The organism is Desulfobacula sp., from assembly GCF_021107415.1.
Genome location: NZ_JAIOSW010000102.1, coordinates 1 through 16,539 on the forward strand (window position 1 = coordinate 1; position 16,539 = coordinate 16,539).

The window sequence follows — 16,539 nt, forward strand, 5'->3', positions numbered from 1 at the left end:
AAACGGCGGAATGTTTGAGGACAAACTTGCCCGCAGTTTCCGCCGTTAAATGGAAGGCCTTTTAAAACTTTAAAAAATCGTTCAGGCACTAGCGAGTGTAAGGTAAGCAGACCGGAACGGGTATTGATCGAAAAGAATATTAATAAAATCAACTTACCGAATTTAATTCTTGAATTTTTGGCTGCAATCAAATATAAGCAGAAATCCAGCATGAAAGGGGCTTTCAAGTATTGCCTTAAAGCCTTGATTATGTTAATTATAACCGAAATTTTAAAGACTCATGCCCCCGTAGCTCAGTGGATAGAGCATAGGATTCCTAATCCTTGAGCGCAGGTTCGATTCCTGCCGGGGGCACCATAAATTTATGCAGGCTGTATGAAAAAACATCCCTTTAAACCTGAACTTCTGGCACCAGCCGGAAACTTTGAAAAGCTTGAGATTGCCATCCACTATGGTGCAGATGCGGTCTATCTTGCGGGTAAAAATTTCAGCTTAAGAAATTTCTCCGGCAATTTTACAGACATGGAATTGATTGATGCCGTTGCCTTTGCCCACCGTCATAATGTAAAAGTCTACCTTGCCTGCAATATCTACTCAAGAAACCATGAACAAAAAGAACTTGAAACCTTTTTAAGCAAAACCGGCCGGCTCAATCCGGATGCCATTATTATCTCTGATCCGGGCATCATTATGCTGGCAAAAAAAATAATTCCAAATATTGATATCCATTTAAGCACCCAGGCCAATACAACCAACCTGAATGCTGTGAAATTCTGGCACAGCATGGGAATAAAAAGGGTTAACCTTGCAAGGGAATTGTCCTTAAATGAGATAAAAGAAATCGCTGCAGATTCAAAAATAGAGACAGAAACCTTTATTCACGGCGCCATGTGTGTATCCTATTCCGGACGATGCCTGCTGAGTAATTTTTTAAGCGGCAGAGACAGCAACAGAGGTCTTTGCAGCCATCCCTGCCGTTGGAAATATTCAGTAGTGGAAGAACTACGTCCCAACGAATATCATTCACTTATGGAAGATGACAGGGGTTCATATATTTTTAACTCCAAAGATTTGTGCATGATCGAAAACATTCCTGATCTTATCAATGCAAACATAACATCCTTAAAGATAGAAGGTCGAATGAAGGGCATCAACTATCTTGCCTCTGTGGTTAAAACATACAGGAATGCAATTGATTCCTTTATCGATAACCCGGATACATTTGAAACAAATCCGGATTGGTTGGCCGAACTTTACCAGGTTTTTCACAGGGAATATTGTACGGGTTTTTATTTTAATAAACCCGAAGAACAGCTGCCCAATTACGACAATATTCACCAGGGAAAAATCCACAGCTTTGTGGGAAAAATTATCGAGAGTACAGAAGATCAAAGTTACAGGGTTGGTATTCGCAACAAACTCAGCATTGGTGATATAATTGAAATCCTGTCCCCAAAAGGCCGCCCCAAAAGAACAAAAGTCATAGAACTGCTTGATATGAATCAAAACTTGATTGATAGTGCCCACCCGAATACAATCGCTGTCCTTAAGCTTGGAATTCAATGTCACCCAAATGATATTGTTCGTAAAATATTAAATAAATCCTTTATATTTCAATATTCTTGGTTTGACTTTTTAATATATTTTTGTAAATATATCTAATATTTGGCAATTTTACCATTTCGGTGTTAATAACCCTTTCAGGAGATTTAGTATGTTTGACATGGATGACGAAACCCTACAAATGTATATTGAAGAATCGCTGGATCATCTGGGTGATATAGAAAGTGATCTTTTAACCATTGAAGAAGCCGGAGAGAACATAGATCTGGATTTGGTAAACAATGTCTTCAGAGCCGCTCATTCGATTAAAGGCGGTGCGGGTTTCATGGGATTGACAACCATAAAAGACCTGTCCCACCACCTGGAAAATGTTCTTGGGCTTGTCAGGACTAGAGAGCTTGTTCCCGATTCAAACAGAGTCAGCATTCTGTTAAAGGGTTTTGATCAACTTGAAAATCTTTTGAATAATATCGACACGAGCAATGACGTTGATGTTTCAGATCATATTACTGCCCTGGAAAATATCACAAAATCTTCTTTGCCGGAAGAAAAACAGGACATTGTTTCTAAAATAGTAGACATTGTTCTTCAAGATGGCAGAGTGTTCCCTCATGTGTCACTTTTTGAAATTGAACAATATAAAGCAGAAGGTAAAAACCTTTTTCTTGTTGAATACGATTTAATCCATGACATTCAGAGAAAAGAAAAAAATCCCATAGACGTTTTAAACAGTTTACAGAAAACAGGTACCATTATTGATTCCAGGATAGATTTTGATTCAGTCGGTACACTTTCAGAAAGTACCGGGCCAAACAGGATACCTTTCCAGGTTCTTTTTGCCTCCATCATTGAATATGATATGACCGAGACCCTGTTTGATATTGAGAAACAATATATTCATTCCATATCAGATAATATGATTGTTTCATCCAGTGTAACAGATGTGGATGCCGAGCCTGCCTTCATGCCTTCCAAAGAAGAACAAAAAGCAGCGCCAAGTGTTGTTGCTTCGCCTATATCGGAACCTGTTGCAGTTAAACAACCCAAACAGGATGGCATTTCCTCGCCTTCTGCCAAACCAGCTGGACAGAAAACACAGAAAGTTATTGCAAAAAAGGAACAGGTACCTTCAAAGACAGAAAGTGTAAAACCTCAAACCTCATTAAGAGTGAAAGTCGGTCTTCTAGACACGCTGATGAATCTTGCAGGAGAGCTTGTTTTAAGCCGCAACCAATTACTTCAGGGTGTTAACTCTTCAAACGAAAAGGCAACCGAATTATCCAGTCAGCGGATTGATATGATCACGTCCGAACTTCAAGAAGCGATCATGAAAACCAGAATGCAACCCATTGCCACTATTTTAAACAAATTTACAAGGGTTGTCAGGGATCTATCACAGCAACTTGGAAAATCCATTGATCTTGTTATTGAAGGTAAAGAGGTTGAACTCGACAAAACAATTCTGGAAGCCATAAATGATCCGTTGACTCATCTGATCAGGAACTCGGTTGACCATGGAATCGAAACCCCCATCGAAAGAGAACAGATGGGAAAAAATGCCACAGGAAAAATTATATTAAGAGCCTTCCATGATGCCGGTCAGGTCAATCTTGTCATTTCCGATAACGGTAAAGGACTTGATCCTGAAAAAATTGCCAATTCAGCAGTTGAAAAAGGACTTCTCACCGATCAACAGATTGCTGAAATGTCTGAAAAACAGAAAATTGAACTCATCATGATGCCGGGCTTTTCAATGGCAAAAGAGGTCACCGACGTATCCGGCCGTGGCGTTGGCATGGATGTTGTCACGACCAACATTGAAAGCCTTGGTGGTATTATTGAATTGGATTCAACTGCCGGAGAAGGTACTGACATTCAAATCAAACTGCCATTAACACTTGCCATTATCCCAAGCCAGATCACCTCTGTAGGAAACGAAAGATATGCTGTTCCCCAAGTCAACCTGAATGAACTTCTCAGAATTCCTGCAGCCCAGGTTAAAAAAAGAATCGAAAAAGTCGGTGATGCTGATGTTGTCAGGTTAAGAGGGGAACTTCTTCCCTTACTGAACCTCTCAAAAATGCTTGGCATTAAAAAGACATACACGGGTCTGAAAAATGATGATGATCTGCCGGACAGACGACAAAACCTTGCAGACAGACGATCCAGACAAAATATCATTTCTGAGGATGGTTTTATCGTAGAAATGCCTGACCAGGAAAATGAACACCCGAACAGAGATGAACCAAAAAGGAATAAAAAAGACAGAAGATACCATGCAAAAAGTGCTATAAATATTGCTGTTGTATCAGCCGGTACCTTTAAATATGGATTGGTTGTGGACCAATTGTATGATTCTGAAGAAATCGTTGTCAAACCCGTGGGCAGGCATCTTAAAAAATGTTCGGCTTACGCCGGTGCCACCATTATGGGTGATGGAAAAGTGGCCCTGATCCTTGATATTTCAAATCTTGCGCAAATGGCTGATCTGTCAAGCGTTGCCGAGTCCGGACAAATCACAAAAATATCTGAAGCTGAGGCTGAAGCCGCAAAAGATAAAGCCGCTCTCTTGACATTTAAAAATTCCGAGACCGAACATTTTGCAGCACCGCTTAACATTGTTGAACGAATTGAAAGGGTTCAGACGTCTACCATTGAACAAATCGGCAATAGCAAAGTAGTGCAATACAGAGGCGGTGCTTTGCCACTCTATGAATTATCGCAGGTTGCCGATTTCAGCCCGATTCCTGAAAAAGAACAACAGGAAGTCATTGTTTTTAAAGTAAAAGATCGGGAACTGGGTCTCATGGTAATGCCACCGGTTGATGCAGTTGAAGTATGCCTTGATATTGATGAAGGCACTTTAAGGCAACCGGCAATCAGTGGTTCAATGATCATCAATGACCATACCACGCTTCTGGTTGATATTTTTGAAATGGTAAAAATTCTTAACCCTGGATGGTTTAAAGAAGAAACGAAAGTCTCAGCTGAAATGGCTGAATCCGGTGAAAAGATAGTGTTGTTTGCCGAGGACTCTGCATTTTTCAGAAATCAGGTAAAGACCTTTATGGAAGAAGACGGTCTCAAGGTTATCGCCACTGAAGATGGTCTCATTGCCTGGGAACTTTTAAAAGAAAGAGTAAATGAGATTGACCTTGTGGTTACTGACCTTGAGATGCCCAATATGGATGGATTTGAGCTGACAAAGAGAATTAAGAGTGATCCGAAATACTCTCATCTTACTGTCATAGCACTCACTTCTCTGGCAAGCGAGGCCCATATTGAAAAAGGCAAAAAAGTAGGAATTGATGAATATGAGCTCAAACTTGACAGGGAAAAACTGATGAAAATTATCTGGAAAAAATTAAACTTGGTTTAGCAAACCCTTTCTTAAGGAGAAAAAAATGGCAGAAACGACTATAGCGACTTCTTCCGAAGATCTGGAATTTGCAACTTTCTATGTTGGTGGTGCCCTTTGCGGGATTAATATCCTTAATATACAAGAAATTAATAAGCACTTTGAAATCACTAAAGTCCCCCAGGCATCCGATTATATCGAAGGTATTTTAAATCTAAGAGGACGGATTGTAACCATTATTGATCTGGGGAAAAAACTGGGTTTAGACCCTGTCAATAAAGATAAAGATAATAGAAATATCATTGTCAATTCAGAAGATGAACATATAGGGCTCCTTGTTGATGGCATCAGTGATGTGGTCATTGCCAAAAAAGAGGACATTGAACCGGCGCCTTCCAATATTGGCGGTGTGAAAGGAAAATTATTTCAAGGTGTCCTGAAAACTGAAAAACAGCTGATTGGAATTCTTGATATTGATGAGGTATTGAAGGAATAATGGAAAATATCAGAGCGATTGTTATTGATGACACGATTGTATACAGAAAAATTGTCGGGGATGTTTTAAAGGAAATACCTGGCGTTGAAGTAGTTGGCGTTGCTAATAATGGAAAGATTGCTTTATCAAAAATTGCCTCTCTTAAGCCCGATTTGATTACCCTTGATATTGAAATGCCGGAAGTAAACGGTATTGAAGTCCTGCAGGCATTAAAAAATCAATCCCAGGCCCCTGTTGTTATAATGCTGTCCACCCTGACACAGCAGGGAAGTGAAATGACTATAAAAGCTTTGGAACTAGGTGCTTTTGATTTTGTTCCAAAACCGGATCAGGGCACAATGGCTGAAAATATGCAAAAGGTTAAAGCTGCCATTTTACCTATTATTGATGCGCTGAAAAGACAGAAAGCAACAAAGCTTAAGATACGTGAAAAGATAAAATCAAAACCCTTAACAACCAAAGATGTTGTAAATAAAGTAGCCGTTAATAAAGTATCAGGGACCGCAACTCAAAAACCACCCGTCAAATCTAAATCAGAAATTATTGGGATTGGAATTTCTACAGGTGGCCCCAATGCATTAACTCAAATGATCCCCATGCTGCCTGCCGATCTCAAAGCACCTGTATTAATCGTACAGCATATGCCACCCATGTTCACCCAATCCCTTGCCAACAGCCTGAACAACAAATCAAAACTTGATATCAAAGAGGCAGAAAACGGAGATACAATAGAGCCGGGGAAAATTTTGATTGCGCCGGGCGGAAAACAGATGAAAATTATTGCCGGGGCTGATGGAATTACAAGAAAAATAAAAATAACCGATGATCCGCCGGAGAATAGTTGTAAACCTTCTGTTGATTATCTATTCCGATCCATTGCACAACACTATGTAGGGCGGTCAACCGGCGTCATTATGACAGGTATGGGCTCAGACGGTTCAAAAGGACTTGTTCAGATGAAAAATAATGGAAGCATTGTGATTGCCCAAAACGAAGAGACCTGTACGGTTTACGGGATGCCAAAAGAACCTGTCGAATCCGGTATTGCAGATATTGTCGTCCCTTTGGAAAAGATTGCCCAGGAAATTGTAAAAACTATAATCTCATAAAAATTCTTTATTTTTTTTATCAAACAAATTATGGCAAAAATTAAAGTCACCCCGGAAGAATTTAAACAATTTTCAAAATATATCCTTGATATTTCCGGAATTGCCCTTGATGCTGGTAAAGAATATTTACTGGAGACCCGACTCAACCCTTTGATCAGCAAATTGGAATGTTCCTCCTTCTTCGAATTGCTGCAAAGGGCAAAGACTGATTTTAAAAAAGAAATTGAGAATGAAATCATTGATGCCATATCAACCAATGAAACCTATTTTTTCAGGGACAAATCCCCGTTTGAATTATTACAGCATAAAATTTTCCCGGATCTAATTGACAGAAGGTCACAAAAGAATCTTTCCCTAAAGCCGACGATCAGGCTGTGGAGTGCTGCCAATTCTACGGGTCAGGAAATCTATAGTATTGCAATGACCCTGATTGAGATGGGGATCACACCCGATAAATATAATATCAAACTATTCGGCACAGACATTTCCGATGCTGCCATTGCCCAGGCAAGCTATGGACTGTACAATAAATTTGAAGTGGCACGGGGACTGGACTTAAGGCGTTTGAATAGATACTTTGACAAACAGGATGACCGTTACAAGATCAAAGATGAAGTCAGGGTCATGGCTCAATTCAAAAAAATGAACCTGATAAGACCCTTTGTCGGACTGGGAAAATTTGATATTATTCTGTGCAGGAACGTGATGATTTACTTTACCAGTGAAGATCGCAAAAAAATCTATCATAATATTTCAAAAGTCCTGGAACCTGATGGATACCTGATCATCGGGTCAACAGAGTCCCTTGTAAATGATATTGATCTTTTTTTCTCAAAAAAATATCTTAACTCGGTCTTTTATCAATTTAAAAATCAATAAAGGGTTAACCATGAGTGGAATTAATACAAAAGAATTCATCAAAGAATTAATTTTTTGTCTAAAGGAAGAAGATGTTGTTAAGGCAAAAGCCTTGCTTCAATTTGTTTCCGACTCTGACGTGGATGCTGATGTCCAGCGGAAAGCCTTGATAGAGCTTGCCAAAGCTCCTGAAAATGTTGTTTTCCCTTTGCTTGAGTACCTGACCAAAATTGATATATCAAATCCAAAAATTCAGGAATCCTTATATGAACTTATTCTTGATAAAGCCTATGGGAATACTGATCTGGTCATAAACTACATAACACAAAATGAGAAAAAAGCCCGGCTTCTTTTTTTAAAGGCTGCCGGTGAGCTGCTTTTAACCGATACGGCGCCTGTTTTGCAACAAATTATAGTCGAGGATAAAGATAAAGATATCCTTATTGCGGCTACCGCCTCTCTAGGAAATTTGAGACTCCCCGAATCATTGTCCATCTTTGCCAATATGACAAGCCAGCCGGACAATGAGGTAAAGCGTGCTGCCATATTTGCCATTTCGGAAACAGGCGGCAATGATGCGGTTGATCTATTGATGGGATTTATCGGGAAGGATGAAGAGGCCAATAAATTCGCAGTTGAGGCACTGGCAGACATCCAGGACCTGTATGCCCTTGATAAATTGACTTCGCTGCTAAGTTCCAATATTACCATTGTTCGGGATACAGCTATTGATCACTTAATGAAACTGGGGAATAAAGCCACACCGATTTTAACAAAAGCATCCCAGAATGCAGAGGCCGACTACCTGATACACCTTCTGACAACCTTAGGTTACATTGGCGATCCCGCTGCCATAGCCTCTATTATTGACATAGTCAATACCCAGCCCAAAGATGCAAATATCCGACAGGCGGCCTATGAAGCAATGGAACGTATTCCATCCCCAAAAACTGCCATCTGTCTTGTTCAGGGATTACAGGACCCGGTTGAAGCTGTTCGGATGAGTGCAGCCCGGGCCATAGATAAAAACCTTTCCAAGGCACTGGTTGCCGGACTTCGAAATGTTGTAAGAGAGGGGTCCTCGGAATCTCAAAATGCTGTTGCAGCCTTAATAGATTCGGAAGTTAGTAATATTTTCAATTTTCTTGCCGAAGAAGAAACTTTTATGGAACTTGCAAAGACCCATATAACAACCAAAGCAGATTCTGCCACAAGAGCAACCTTTTTAAAACAGATGAAGAGTATTGGACAAAAAGAATTTATCGAAAATATTGCCCGAAAAGTGATTGAAAATGGGAAATCTTCAGATAAGGAAGCACAAATTTTTGTGGTAGACGACTCAAAAATGATGCTCAAACTCTACCAAAATAAATTGACGGCACTTGGCTATAAACCGCTAATCTTTAATCGCCCGGAAGATGCTATCCCCCAAATTATTCAAAGAAAACCGGACCTGGTGATTACTGATCTCAATATGCCGAATATCAGTGGACTTGAGCTCACCCGGGAAATAAGAAAAAAATATACGAGACAGGATATCCCCATCCTCATGATTACCACTCAAAGTGATTTTGTTGAAGAAAAAGATGGTGATATCAACATTAATGATTCTGTTTTAACAAAATCAGGCATTAATAAAATTCTTCACAAACCATTTACGGATGAAGACTTTAAAGCTGCCATTAGCAATTTTTTAAAACCCTGATGCACAAACGATATTCGGTTTTATTATCCATAACACTTGTTGGAATTTTTTTCGGGGTTCCGGCAGGAATTTTTTTCAGCATTATTCATGATTTACCGCAAATAAACAGCTTAAAGCAGTTTAAACCTTCGTCCGTCACAACGGTTTTTTCATCTGACAATCAAATTCTTACAAAATTTTATATTGAAAAAAGATTTCCAGTATCCATTGAAAAAATTCCAAAAAATCTTATCAATGCTTTGATAACAATAGAGGATAAAAAATTTTATACTCATTCCGGAATCAATTTAAAAGCAATCGTAAGAGCAATCATTCATGATCTAAAGGCTCGAAAATTCAAACAAGGCGCGAGCACATTAACCCAGCAGTTAGCAAAGACATTGTTTCTTAGTTCTGAAAAATCGATTGTCAGAAAAATTAAAGAGGCCATTTTGGCGATTCAGATTGAAAGGCGGTATACAAAAAATGAAATCCTGGAATTATATTTCAACCAGATCTACCTGGGCTCCGGTGCCTATGGTGTTGAAGCGGCCTGCCAAACCTATTTTGAGAAATCCGTGGAAGATATCACCTTAGCCCAATCAGCTCTGATAGCAGGCCTGCCCAAAGCCCCTTCTGTGTACTCACCAATTAAGAATCCAAAATTGGCAAAAAAAAGGCGGCATATTGTTCTCCAACAAATGCTTGCCACAAAGATCATCACTCTTCAAGAATACAATTTAGCCAAAGCAGAAAGAATAGCTCAACCGCCTCAAAAAACAAACCAAAGCCAGGCTGGGCATTTTATCGAATATGTTAAGGCTGTTTTAAAAAAACAATTCAATTTAGAGGACGTCTATTCAAAAGGGCTGAACATTCATACAAGTCTTAATTTAGATCTTCAAATGGCTGCGAACACATCTGTTTTAAAACACATGGAACAACTTGAGGATCGGATGAAAAAACAAGAACTTAGACCTGAAAAACTTGAATGTGCACTCATTGCGATTGATATTAAAACAGGCGGAATTTTAAGCATGGTGGGTGGAAAGGATTTTAATAAGAGTGTGTTTAACAGGGCAGTTCAGGCCCAGCGACAACCCGGCTCTGCATTTAAACCTTTTGTATATGCCACTGCAATCAATCAGGGCTTTTCACAGAATGACAAATTGTTTGATGCCCCTCTATCCTATCATATGGATAACAATCGAACCTGGGAGGTGAATAATTTTTCAAAAACCTATCTGGGAGAAATCACCTTTCGAAAAGCCCTTGCCTTGTCAAAAAACACACCAGTTGTCAGACTTATGGAGATGATCGGCATATCCAGAGTCATTGAGTTTACAAAAAATGCCGGGGTGTCATCCAAACTTCATTCCAATCTGTCTCTTGCCCTGGGAACATCGGAAGTCGCGCTGATTGAACTGACGGCATCCTATATCCCATTTGCCAATATGGGAATTACTATTGAACCGTTTTCCATTGTTAAAATAACAGATTCCAACTCCCGGGTGATTTATCAAAATACGATGAAAAAAAAATCCATCATGTCCAGACAAAATGCTGCTATTGTGGCAGATATGTTAAAAGCCGTCATACTTGAAGGCACGGGGAAAAAAGCCAGGATCATACAAAAGGATATTGCCGGGAAAACAGGAACAACAGATAATTATAAAGACGCTCTCTTTATTGGATTCAGCCCGGACATTGCTGTGGGTGTCTGGGTGGGGAATGATGATTCAACAACACTGGGAAAATATGAGACCGGTGCAAGAGCAGCACTTCCCATATGGATTGACTATATGCAGTACTTTCTTTCAAATAAATCCTGTCAATATTTTGATATACCGGATGGGACAAAAATGGTATACATGAATCCCGATACAGGAAGAATAACAAAAACAAAAACTTCGCACTCCATCAAAGCTTTGATTAAGATAAAGGATCTGCAATGATAAGAAAAGCAATATTAGATGATGTAAATGCCATCCATGCCTTACTTGCCCTCTATGGTAAAAAAGGAGAGCTTTTAGCAAGGCCGCTCAGCAAACTATACGATCACTTAAGAGATTTCTGGGTGTATGAAGATCCCAAACAAAAAAAAGTGGTTGGATGCTGTGCTTTACAATTTTGCTGGGAAGATCTTGCAGAGATCCGATCCCTTGCCGTTGATCCTGATTTTACCGGCCGGGGAATCGGTACAATCCTTACCGAAAGAAGCATCCAGGAAGCGGTATATTTTAAAATAAAAGACCTTTTTACCCTCACTTATCGCCCGACTTTTTTTGAACAATTCGGATTTTCAACCATTGATAAGAATGTGCTTCCCATTAAGATCTGGGCAGATTGTATCACTTGTGTCAGTTTCCCCAATTGTGATGAAATTGCCTTGCTTAAAAAATTATAAATACACCATTTTATAGGGAATCGGCGGATGGATTAAAACAGATGGTTTTGGTAATATATGTTCTTCTGATACCGTAAGCCAGTTTGTATCAGGTTTCAGTTCTCGAAGCCTTCCTCCCTCTGAAGGCAGTGCATGACCGGTATAATCATATCGAACATTTAAAATGCAGACAAACTTTTTCCGCTGCCTTGCAATGACATAATTTTTAGTAAAACTATTTTGGGTAATACCTGCCGTGTCAGCCAGCTTTTTTATTTCATTGTCCGGCAGTTTAACCAACAGGGATTTTGATACCCCTCTTTCATCAATCCTTAAAAGATTTCTGGATTCACTGGAAGCAACATAAATGGTCGTAATTCCAGTAAGCTGCCTAAAGTATTGAGCAGCAACTATGGCTGCTGTCCGTCTCCCTCCGGACAAAACCGGCACGCCATAATATTCAAAAAATTTCTTTTGGAAATCCTCGGCATATTTATCCCCTTTTTCATAAAGATCCTTTGAAATATATCTTAAATTCCTGGCAAGATCTTCAGACGCTTCAGCAATGGGCCAGTCTATTCTTACATGGAAATGGGTCAAGGCGTATCTTAACTTGGTTTGCTGGTTTCTTTGAATTAACAATGCATAATCAATGGGAAGCAATGACCTCAACAATGAAAAAAATTCACTGGTTTCAAAAAATTTAAGATTCCGGTTAAAATTCTCCACATCTGGAAAATATTTATGTTTTAATAAATTATCCTTTGTTGTCTTATTGACATCAAAGTACCGAATATATTTTTTATGTTTTTTGTGGATAAAATCTTCGGAAAAAATGATTAAAAATGAATTTTGTGCATCAAACTCAACCGAAGGAATTCTTGCCCGTGGTTTGAGCTCTCTTAATTCCACAAACGGATAAGGTGCCCGCAATCGAAGAAAATTATTATACGATCCCACAAGAGAATATCCCAGGACAAATTGATCCAGTTCATCGCGCAACACCTCATAATAGGACCTTCGAAGTCTTTCTTCCCGGCTTAAACAATCTCTGTGCTTGCAGAACATCACACTATTTTCCCCTATGGCCTATTCCCGATTTTATTTTAGGGCAACCACTCCCGGAAGTTTCTTACCCTCCATTAAATGTAAAAAAGCACCACCACCTGTTGAAACATAGCTGACCTTATCTGCAACATTACATTTTTTTGCAGCAAGCCCTGTATCACCTCCGCCAACTACTGAAAATGCTGAAGAATTGGCAATGGCATCTGCTATTGTTTGAGTCCCTGATAAAAATTTTTCCATTTCAAAAACCCCCATGGGACCATTCCAGACAATGGTTTTTGCATCCTGGACCGCTTTGGCATATCTTAGCGCCGTCTTTGGACCAATATCCAAAGCCATCCATTGATCCGGAATCTGATCGACCAGGACTTCTTTTATCCGGGCATCTTTGTCAAACTTATCCGCACAAATCAGATCCTGGGGAAGCAGGAAGTCGACCCCTATGTCTTTTGCCTTTTTAACGATACCTACTGCTGTCTGCAAAAGATCTTCCTCAATCATTGATCCCTTGGTATCAAATCCCTGACTTTTTAAAAACGTATTGGCCATTGCACCGCCAATAATCAGTTTGTCAACAAATTTGAGCATATTCTCCAGTGCTGCAAGCTTGCCGGAAACTTTTGCACCACCAATTATTGCCACCAAAGGTCTTTGGGGGTTTTCAACAGAATCGTAATATGATTGAACTTCTTTTTCAAGTAAAAAACCCGCTGCTGACTGCCGTGCAAATTTGGGGATACCTGTAACAGATGCCTGATCCCGGTGGGAAACAGCAAAAGCATTATTCACATACACATCACAAAGATTGGCAAGTTTTTTTGAAAACTCTTCATTATTCTCTTTTTCTTCATGATGGAATCTTAAATTCTCCAACATCAGAATCTGACCATTATCCAGTTGATTGACCATTTTTGAGACTTTTTCACCAATACAATCATCTGCAAATAAAACCGGTTTATCTAAAAGCTGAGACAATCTTTGGGCTACCTTCACCAGGCTGAATTTTGGGTCCTTCTTGCCATTGGGTCTGCCCATGTGAGAGGCCAGAATGATCCTTGCATTTTGTTCCAACAGGTAGGAGATGAGATCCAGGGTTGCCTTTATCCTGTTATCGTCTGTAATATTTAAATCTTTATCAACCGGCACATTATAATCCACCCTGACAAAAACTGTCTTTGATGTTACATCAATATCTCTTACGGATTTCATCCTATCCTCCATAACAATTAATAATTATAAATTATTTTTGCGATGTGCCTGTTTTTTGCGGGACCAGCGCTCAAAAAAATTAATAGCCCCAGCTTTACTTCCCCTTTCAATAATCTCCTCTTCCACTTTAATACCATCTTTTGTGGCCATGGCCTGCTGAAGGCATTTTGTTTTAACAGGGCAATGGTAAAAACATTCATCCGGAGTCTGCCTTAACCCCTTATCCGTCATGGGAAAAACTTTTTCAAGGATGCCAAAACATGGTGGTATTTCATTTTCTTTATTCATTGCATTCATCAAATTCTTTATTAAGCTTTGATATCAAGCCATGGGCTGCAAAACTGTAAAAACCTTCATTTCCAATAATCATATGCTCGTGCAATATAATTCCCACATATTTTAATGCAAAAAAGAGCTTTCTAGTAATCTCAATATCACTTCTGGAGGGATCTACATCGCCTGAAGGATGATTGTGTGCAAAAATCATGGCGGCTGCATTATGTTGTAATGCACTGATGATGACTTCCCTTGGATAAACCGAACTTGTTGTTAATGTTCCGGTAAAAAGGATTTTCGATGTCAGGACCCTGTTTTTGGCATCAAGGAAAATCCCGGCAAACACCTCTTTTGTTTTATGTCCAATGACCTGTTTCAAATACGCCATCAGATCCCGGGGGTTTTGAACCACATCCTTTGATATGATCCTGGCTTCAAGGTATCTGTCGGACACTTCTTTAATCAATCGGATACCCAGACTGTTTGCCGGCCCTACTCCTTCAATCCCACAAAGGGCTTCATGGCTTGCCTCCAGAACCGCCTGAAAGGTCTTAAACTGTTTTAACAGCAGTTTTGCACTCTGTTTGCAGTCCTTTCTCGGTGTATTCAGGGAGAGTAGCAGCTCTATGACTTCATAATCATGAAATCCTTTAAGGCTGCTTTTTAAAAACCGTTCCCGCAGCCGCTTCCTATGTCCTTGGCCCCTATTCGTCCCTGATGTCTCCTTTATCATCTGTACTTTCTTCATCTGCAGGGAGTTCTTCCGCATCTGTCTCATCTTGATCCTGGTCCTGATCATGATTTTCTTCCTCAGGAAGCCTTGCAATACCGATTAATTTTTCACTGGATGACAGATTAATTAATCTAACACCCTGGGTATTTCTGGAGATCACATTGATGCTTTTATTGGATGTTCGAATCAACTTTCCTTTATCCGTCACCATCATGAGTTCATCATTATCATCCACAAGGAGCAGCGAGACCATCTTACCATTACGCTTTGAGGTCTTAATTGAAAAAACGCCTTTCCCGCCACGACCCTGGATCCTGTAATCCTCAATTAAAGACCGTTTTCCATACCCGTTTTCAGTCACCGTAAGAAGGGTCTCTTCAGACTCCAGGACTTCCATGCCGACAACCCTTGAATCCTGATCAATTCTCATTCCCCGGACACCCATGGAGCCCCTTGCCGTAGTACGGACATTCGCTTCATGGAAGCGGATCACTTTACCCCCTTCAGATCCAAGGAAAATATTCATACCCCCATTGGTTATCCTGGCGGCAATCAACTCATCGCCCTCTGCAAGTTTGACCCCGATCAGGCCGCCGGATCTTCGTCTTGAATAGGCCATCAGATCAGTTTTTTTAACCCTTCCTTTTTTAGTAGCCATGACCACATATTTATTCTCAACAAATTCATCAACGGTTAACACAGTGGCAAGCTTTTCACCTTCATCAAAATTTAACAGATTTACAATGGCCTTTCCAAGGCTGGAGCGTCCTGCCATGGGCAGTTCATAAACCTTAGTCTGGTAAACCTTTCCCAAATTGGTAATAAACAAAAAAATGGCATGGGTGGATGCAACAAAAAGATGTTCAACAAAATCATCAGATTTTGTTCCCATGGCTTTTTTGCCTTTTCCTCCCCTGTGCTGGTTTGTATAAAGCGTAATTGGATTTCGTTTGATATACCCGCTTCTGGTCACGGTCACAACCATATCTTCCTGGGTAATCAAATCTTCAATGCTGATTTCAGCTGTACTTTCAACTATTTTTGTTCGTCTGTCGTCACCAAACTCCTCATCAAGCTCGGTTAATTCATCTTTAATCAATCCCCTGACCACTTCATCACTTGAAAGGATCTCATTATACCAGGCAATGTCCTTTAAAAGGGCATTATATTCGTTAATAATTTTTTCTCTTTCAAGCCCTGTGAGTCTTTGCAGCCGCATATCAAGTATTGCCTGGGCCTGGATGGCCGTAAGATTGAACTTAGACTTTAATCCGTTTTTAGCCTCTTCAGGAGAATGTGATGCACGGATCAGTGCCACCACTTCATCCAGATGATCCAGAGCAATTTTCAGACCTTCTAAAATGTGGGCTCTCTCTTCGGCCTTTCTTAACTCAAATCCTGTTCTCCGGATAATGACGACTTTACGGTGGTTGATAAAATGATTCAGAATCTCTTTTAAGGTTAAAAGCTGTGGCCTGTTATTAACAACAGCAAGGAGAATAATTCCAAAACTTGTCTGCATATTGGTGTGCTTATAAAGCTGATTAATCACAACTTCAGCTATCTGATCCCGTTTCAGCCCTATGGCCATCCTCATCCCGTCCCGGTCAGATTCATCCCGGACAAAGGATGCGCCGGTGATTACCTTGTCCCGCATAAGTTCAGCTATTTTTTCAACTACTTTTGCCTTGTTGACCTGGTAGGGAAGCTCGGTCACAATAATGGTTTCCTGACCGTTCTTTTTATTTTCCTCAACCTCAACCTTGGCACGTAATGTAATAATCCCCCTTCCCGTGTTA

The 16,539-nt window shown here is 40.0% G+C and carries 14 protein-coding genes and 1 tRNA gene; 9 read left to right on the top strand and 6 right to left on the bottom strand.

What is annotated here, in order from left to right; all coding sequences use genetic code 11:
• A partial coding sequence (locus K8S13_RS05315) for a hypothetical protein (RefSeq protein ID WP_291460998.1) occupies window positions 1–227 on the bottom strand: 227 nt, incomplete at its 3' end.
• Window positions 228–282: 55 nt separating this feature from the next.
• Between K8S13_RS05315 and K8S13_RS05320 the strand changes: the two genes are divergently transcribed.
• The 9 genes from K8S13_RS05320 to K8S13_RS05360 all read left to right on the top strand — a co-directional run bounded on the left by K8S13_RS05320 (window position 283) and on the right by K8S13_RS05360 (window position 11,475).
• A tRNA-Arg gene (locus K8S13_RS05320) sits at window positions 283–357 on the top strand.
• A gap of 18 nt (window positions 358–375) precedes the next feature.
• Window positions 376–1,662 carry a U32 family peptidase gene (locus K8S13_RS05325; protein WP_291460999.1) on the top strand — a complete coding sequence of 429 codons (1,287 nt, stop codon included), beginning with the start codon at window positions 376–378 and terminating at the stop codon, window positions 1,660–1,662.
• A 52-nt stretch (window positions 1,663–1,714) separates the two neighbouring features.
• A complete protein-coding gene (locus K8S13_RS05330) occupies window positions 1,715–4,942 on the top strand; it encodes a chemotaxis protein CheW (protein ID WP_291461000.1) in 3,228 nt (1,075 codons plus the stop codon).
• 25 nt (window positions 4,943–4,967) lie between these two features.
• On the top strand, window positions 4,968–5,417 hold the full coding sequence (locus K8S13_RS05335) for a chemotaxis protein CheW (RefSeq protein WP_291461002.1): 450 nt from the start codon (window positions 4,968–4,970) through the stop codon (window positions 5,415–5,417).
• Window positions 5,417–6,526 (top strand): chemotaxis response regulator protein-glutamate methylesterase, encoded by a 1,110-nt coding sequence (locus K8S13_RS05340; protein ID WP_291461003.1) that lies wholly within the window; start codon window positions 5,417–5,419, stop codon window positions 6,524–6,526. Before K8S13_RS05335 ends, K8S13_RS05340 begins: the two co-directional genes overlap by 1 nt.
• A gap of 30 nt (window positions 6,527–6,556) precedes the next feature.
• Window positions 6,557–7,405 (top strand): protein-glutamate O-methyltransferase CheR, encoded by an 849-nt coding sequence (locus tag K8S13_RS05345; RefSeq protein ID WP_291461004.1) that lies wholly within the window; start codon window positions 6,557–6,559, stop codon window positions 7,403–7,405.
• A 10-nt stretch (window positions 7,406–7,415) separates the two neighbouring features.
• Window positions 7,416–9,089, top strand: a complete 1,674-nt coding sequence (locus tag K8S13_RS05350; RefSeq protein ID WP_291461005.1) for a HEAT repeat domain-containing protein — start codon at window positions 7,416–7,418, stop codon at window positions 9,087–9,089.
• Window positions 9,089–11,023: a penicillin-binding protein 1A gene (locus K8S13_RS05355; protein ID WP_291461006.1), complete on the top strand. Its 1,935-nt coding sequence runs from the start codon at window positions 9,089–9,091 to the stop codon at window positions 11,021–11,023. Before K8S13_RS05350 ends, K8S13_RS05355 begins: the two co-directional genes overlap by 1 nt.
• On the top strand, window positions 11,020–11,475 hold the full coding sequence (locus K8S13_RS05360; protein WP_291461007.1) for an N-acetyltransferase: 456 nt from the start codon (window positions 11,020–11,022) through the stop codon (window positions 11,473–11,475). Before K8S13_RS05355 ends, K8S13_RS05360 begins: the two co-directional genes overlap by 4 nt.
• Here the strand turns inward: K8S13_RS05360 and K8S13_RS05365 are convergent.
• The 5 genes from K8S13_RS05365 to K8S13_RS05385 all read right to left on the bottom strand — a co-directional run.
• Window positions 11,470–12,522, bottom strand: a complete 1,053-nt coding sequence (locus K8S13_RS05365; protein WP_291461009.1) for a hypothetical protein — start codon at window positions 12,520–12,522, stop codon at window positions 11,470–11,472. The genes K8S13_RS05360 and K8S13_RS05365 overlap by 6 nt on opposite strands.
• Before the next feature lie 33 nt (window positions 12,523–12,555).
• Window positions 12,556–13,731 carry a phosphoglycerate kinase gene (gene pgk / locus K8S13_RS05370; RefSeq protein ID WP_291461012.1) on the bottom strand — a complete coding sequence of 392 codons (1,176 nt, stop codon included), beginning with the start codon at window positions 13,729–13,731 and terminating at the stop codon, window positions 12,556–12,558.
• Window positions 13,732–13,755: 24 nt separating this feature from the next.
• Window positions 13,756–14,019, bottom strand: coding sequence for a hypothetical protein (locus K8S13_RS05375; RefSeq protein ID WP_291461014.1), 264 nt, complete (start codon window positions 14,017–14,019; stop codon window positions 13,756–13,758).
• A complete protein-coding gene (gene radC / locus K8S13_RS05380) occupies window positions 14,012–14,740 on the bottom strand; it encodes a DNA repair protein RadC (RefSeq protein WP_291461016.1) in 729 nt (242 codons plus the stop codon). The genes K8S13_RS05375 and radC overlap by 8 nt, the downstream gene beginning before the upstream one ends.
• Window positions 14,712–16,539, bottom strand: a 1,828-nt coding sequence (locus K8S13_RS05385; protein WP_291461018.1) for a DNA gyrase C-terminal beta-propeller domain-containing protein, incomplete at its 5' end; no start/stop codon positions are given. The genes K8S13_RS05385 and radC, both read right to left, overlap by 29 nt.

Bases quoted from the DNA above. Each gene is read 5' to 3' on its own strand.
- K8S13_RS05325 (WP_291460999.1), top strand. From the start codon at position 376: ATGAAAAAACATCCCTTTAAACCTGAACTTCTGGCACCAGCCGGAAAC.
- K8S13_RS05330 (WP_291461000.1), top strand. From the start codon at position 1,715: ATGTTTGACATGGATGACGAAACCCTACAAATGTATATTGAAGAATCG.
- K8S13_RS05335 (WP_291461002.1), top strand. From the start codon at position 4,968: ATGGCAGAAACGACTATAGCGACTTCTTCCGAAGATCTGGAATTTGCA.
- K8S13_RS05340 (WP_291461003.1), top strand. From the start codon at position 5,417: ATGGAAAATATCAGAGCGATTGTTATTGATGACACGATTGTATACAGA.
- K8S13_RS05345 (WP_291461004.1), top strand. From the start codon at position 6,557: ATGGCAAAAATTAAAGTCACCCCGGAAGAATTTAAACAATTTTCAAAA.
- K8S13_RS05350 (WP_291461005.1), top strand. From the start codon at position 7,416: ATGAGTGGAATTAATACAAAAGAATTCATCAAAGAATTAATTTTTTGT.
- K8S13_RS05355 (WP_291461006.1), top strand. From the start codon at position 9,089: ATGCACAAACGATATTCGGTTTTATTATCCATAACACTTGTTGGAATT.
- K8S13_RS05360 (WP_291461007.1), top strand. From the start codon at position 11,020: ATGATAAGAAAAGCAATATTAGATGATGTAAATGCCATCCATGCCTTA.
- K8S13_RS05365 (WP_291461009.1), bottom strand. From the start codon at position 12,522: ATGTTCTGCAAGCACAGAGATTGTTTAAGCCGGGAAGAAAGACTTCGA.
- pgk (WP_291461012.1), bottom strand. From the start codon at position 13,731: ATGAAATCCGTAAGAGATATTGATGTAACATCAAAGACAGTTTTTGTC.
- K8S13_RS05375 (WP_291461014.1), bottom strand. From the start codon at position 14,019: ATGAATAAAGAAAATGAAATACCACCATGTTTTGGCATCCTTGAAAAA.
- radC (WP_291461016.1), bottom strand. From the start codon at position 14,740: ATGATAAAGGAGACATCAGGGACGAATAGGGGCCAAGGACATAGGAAG.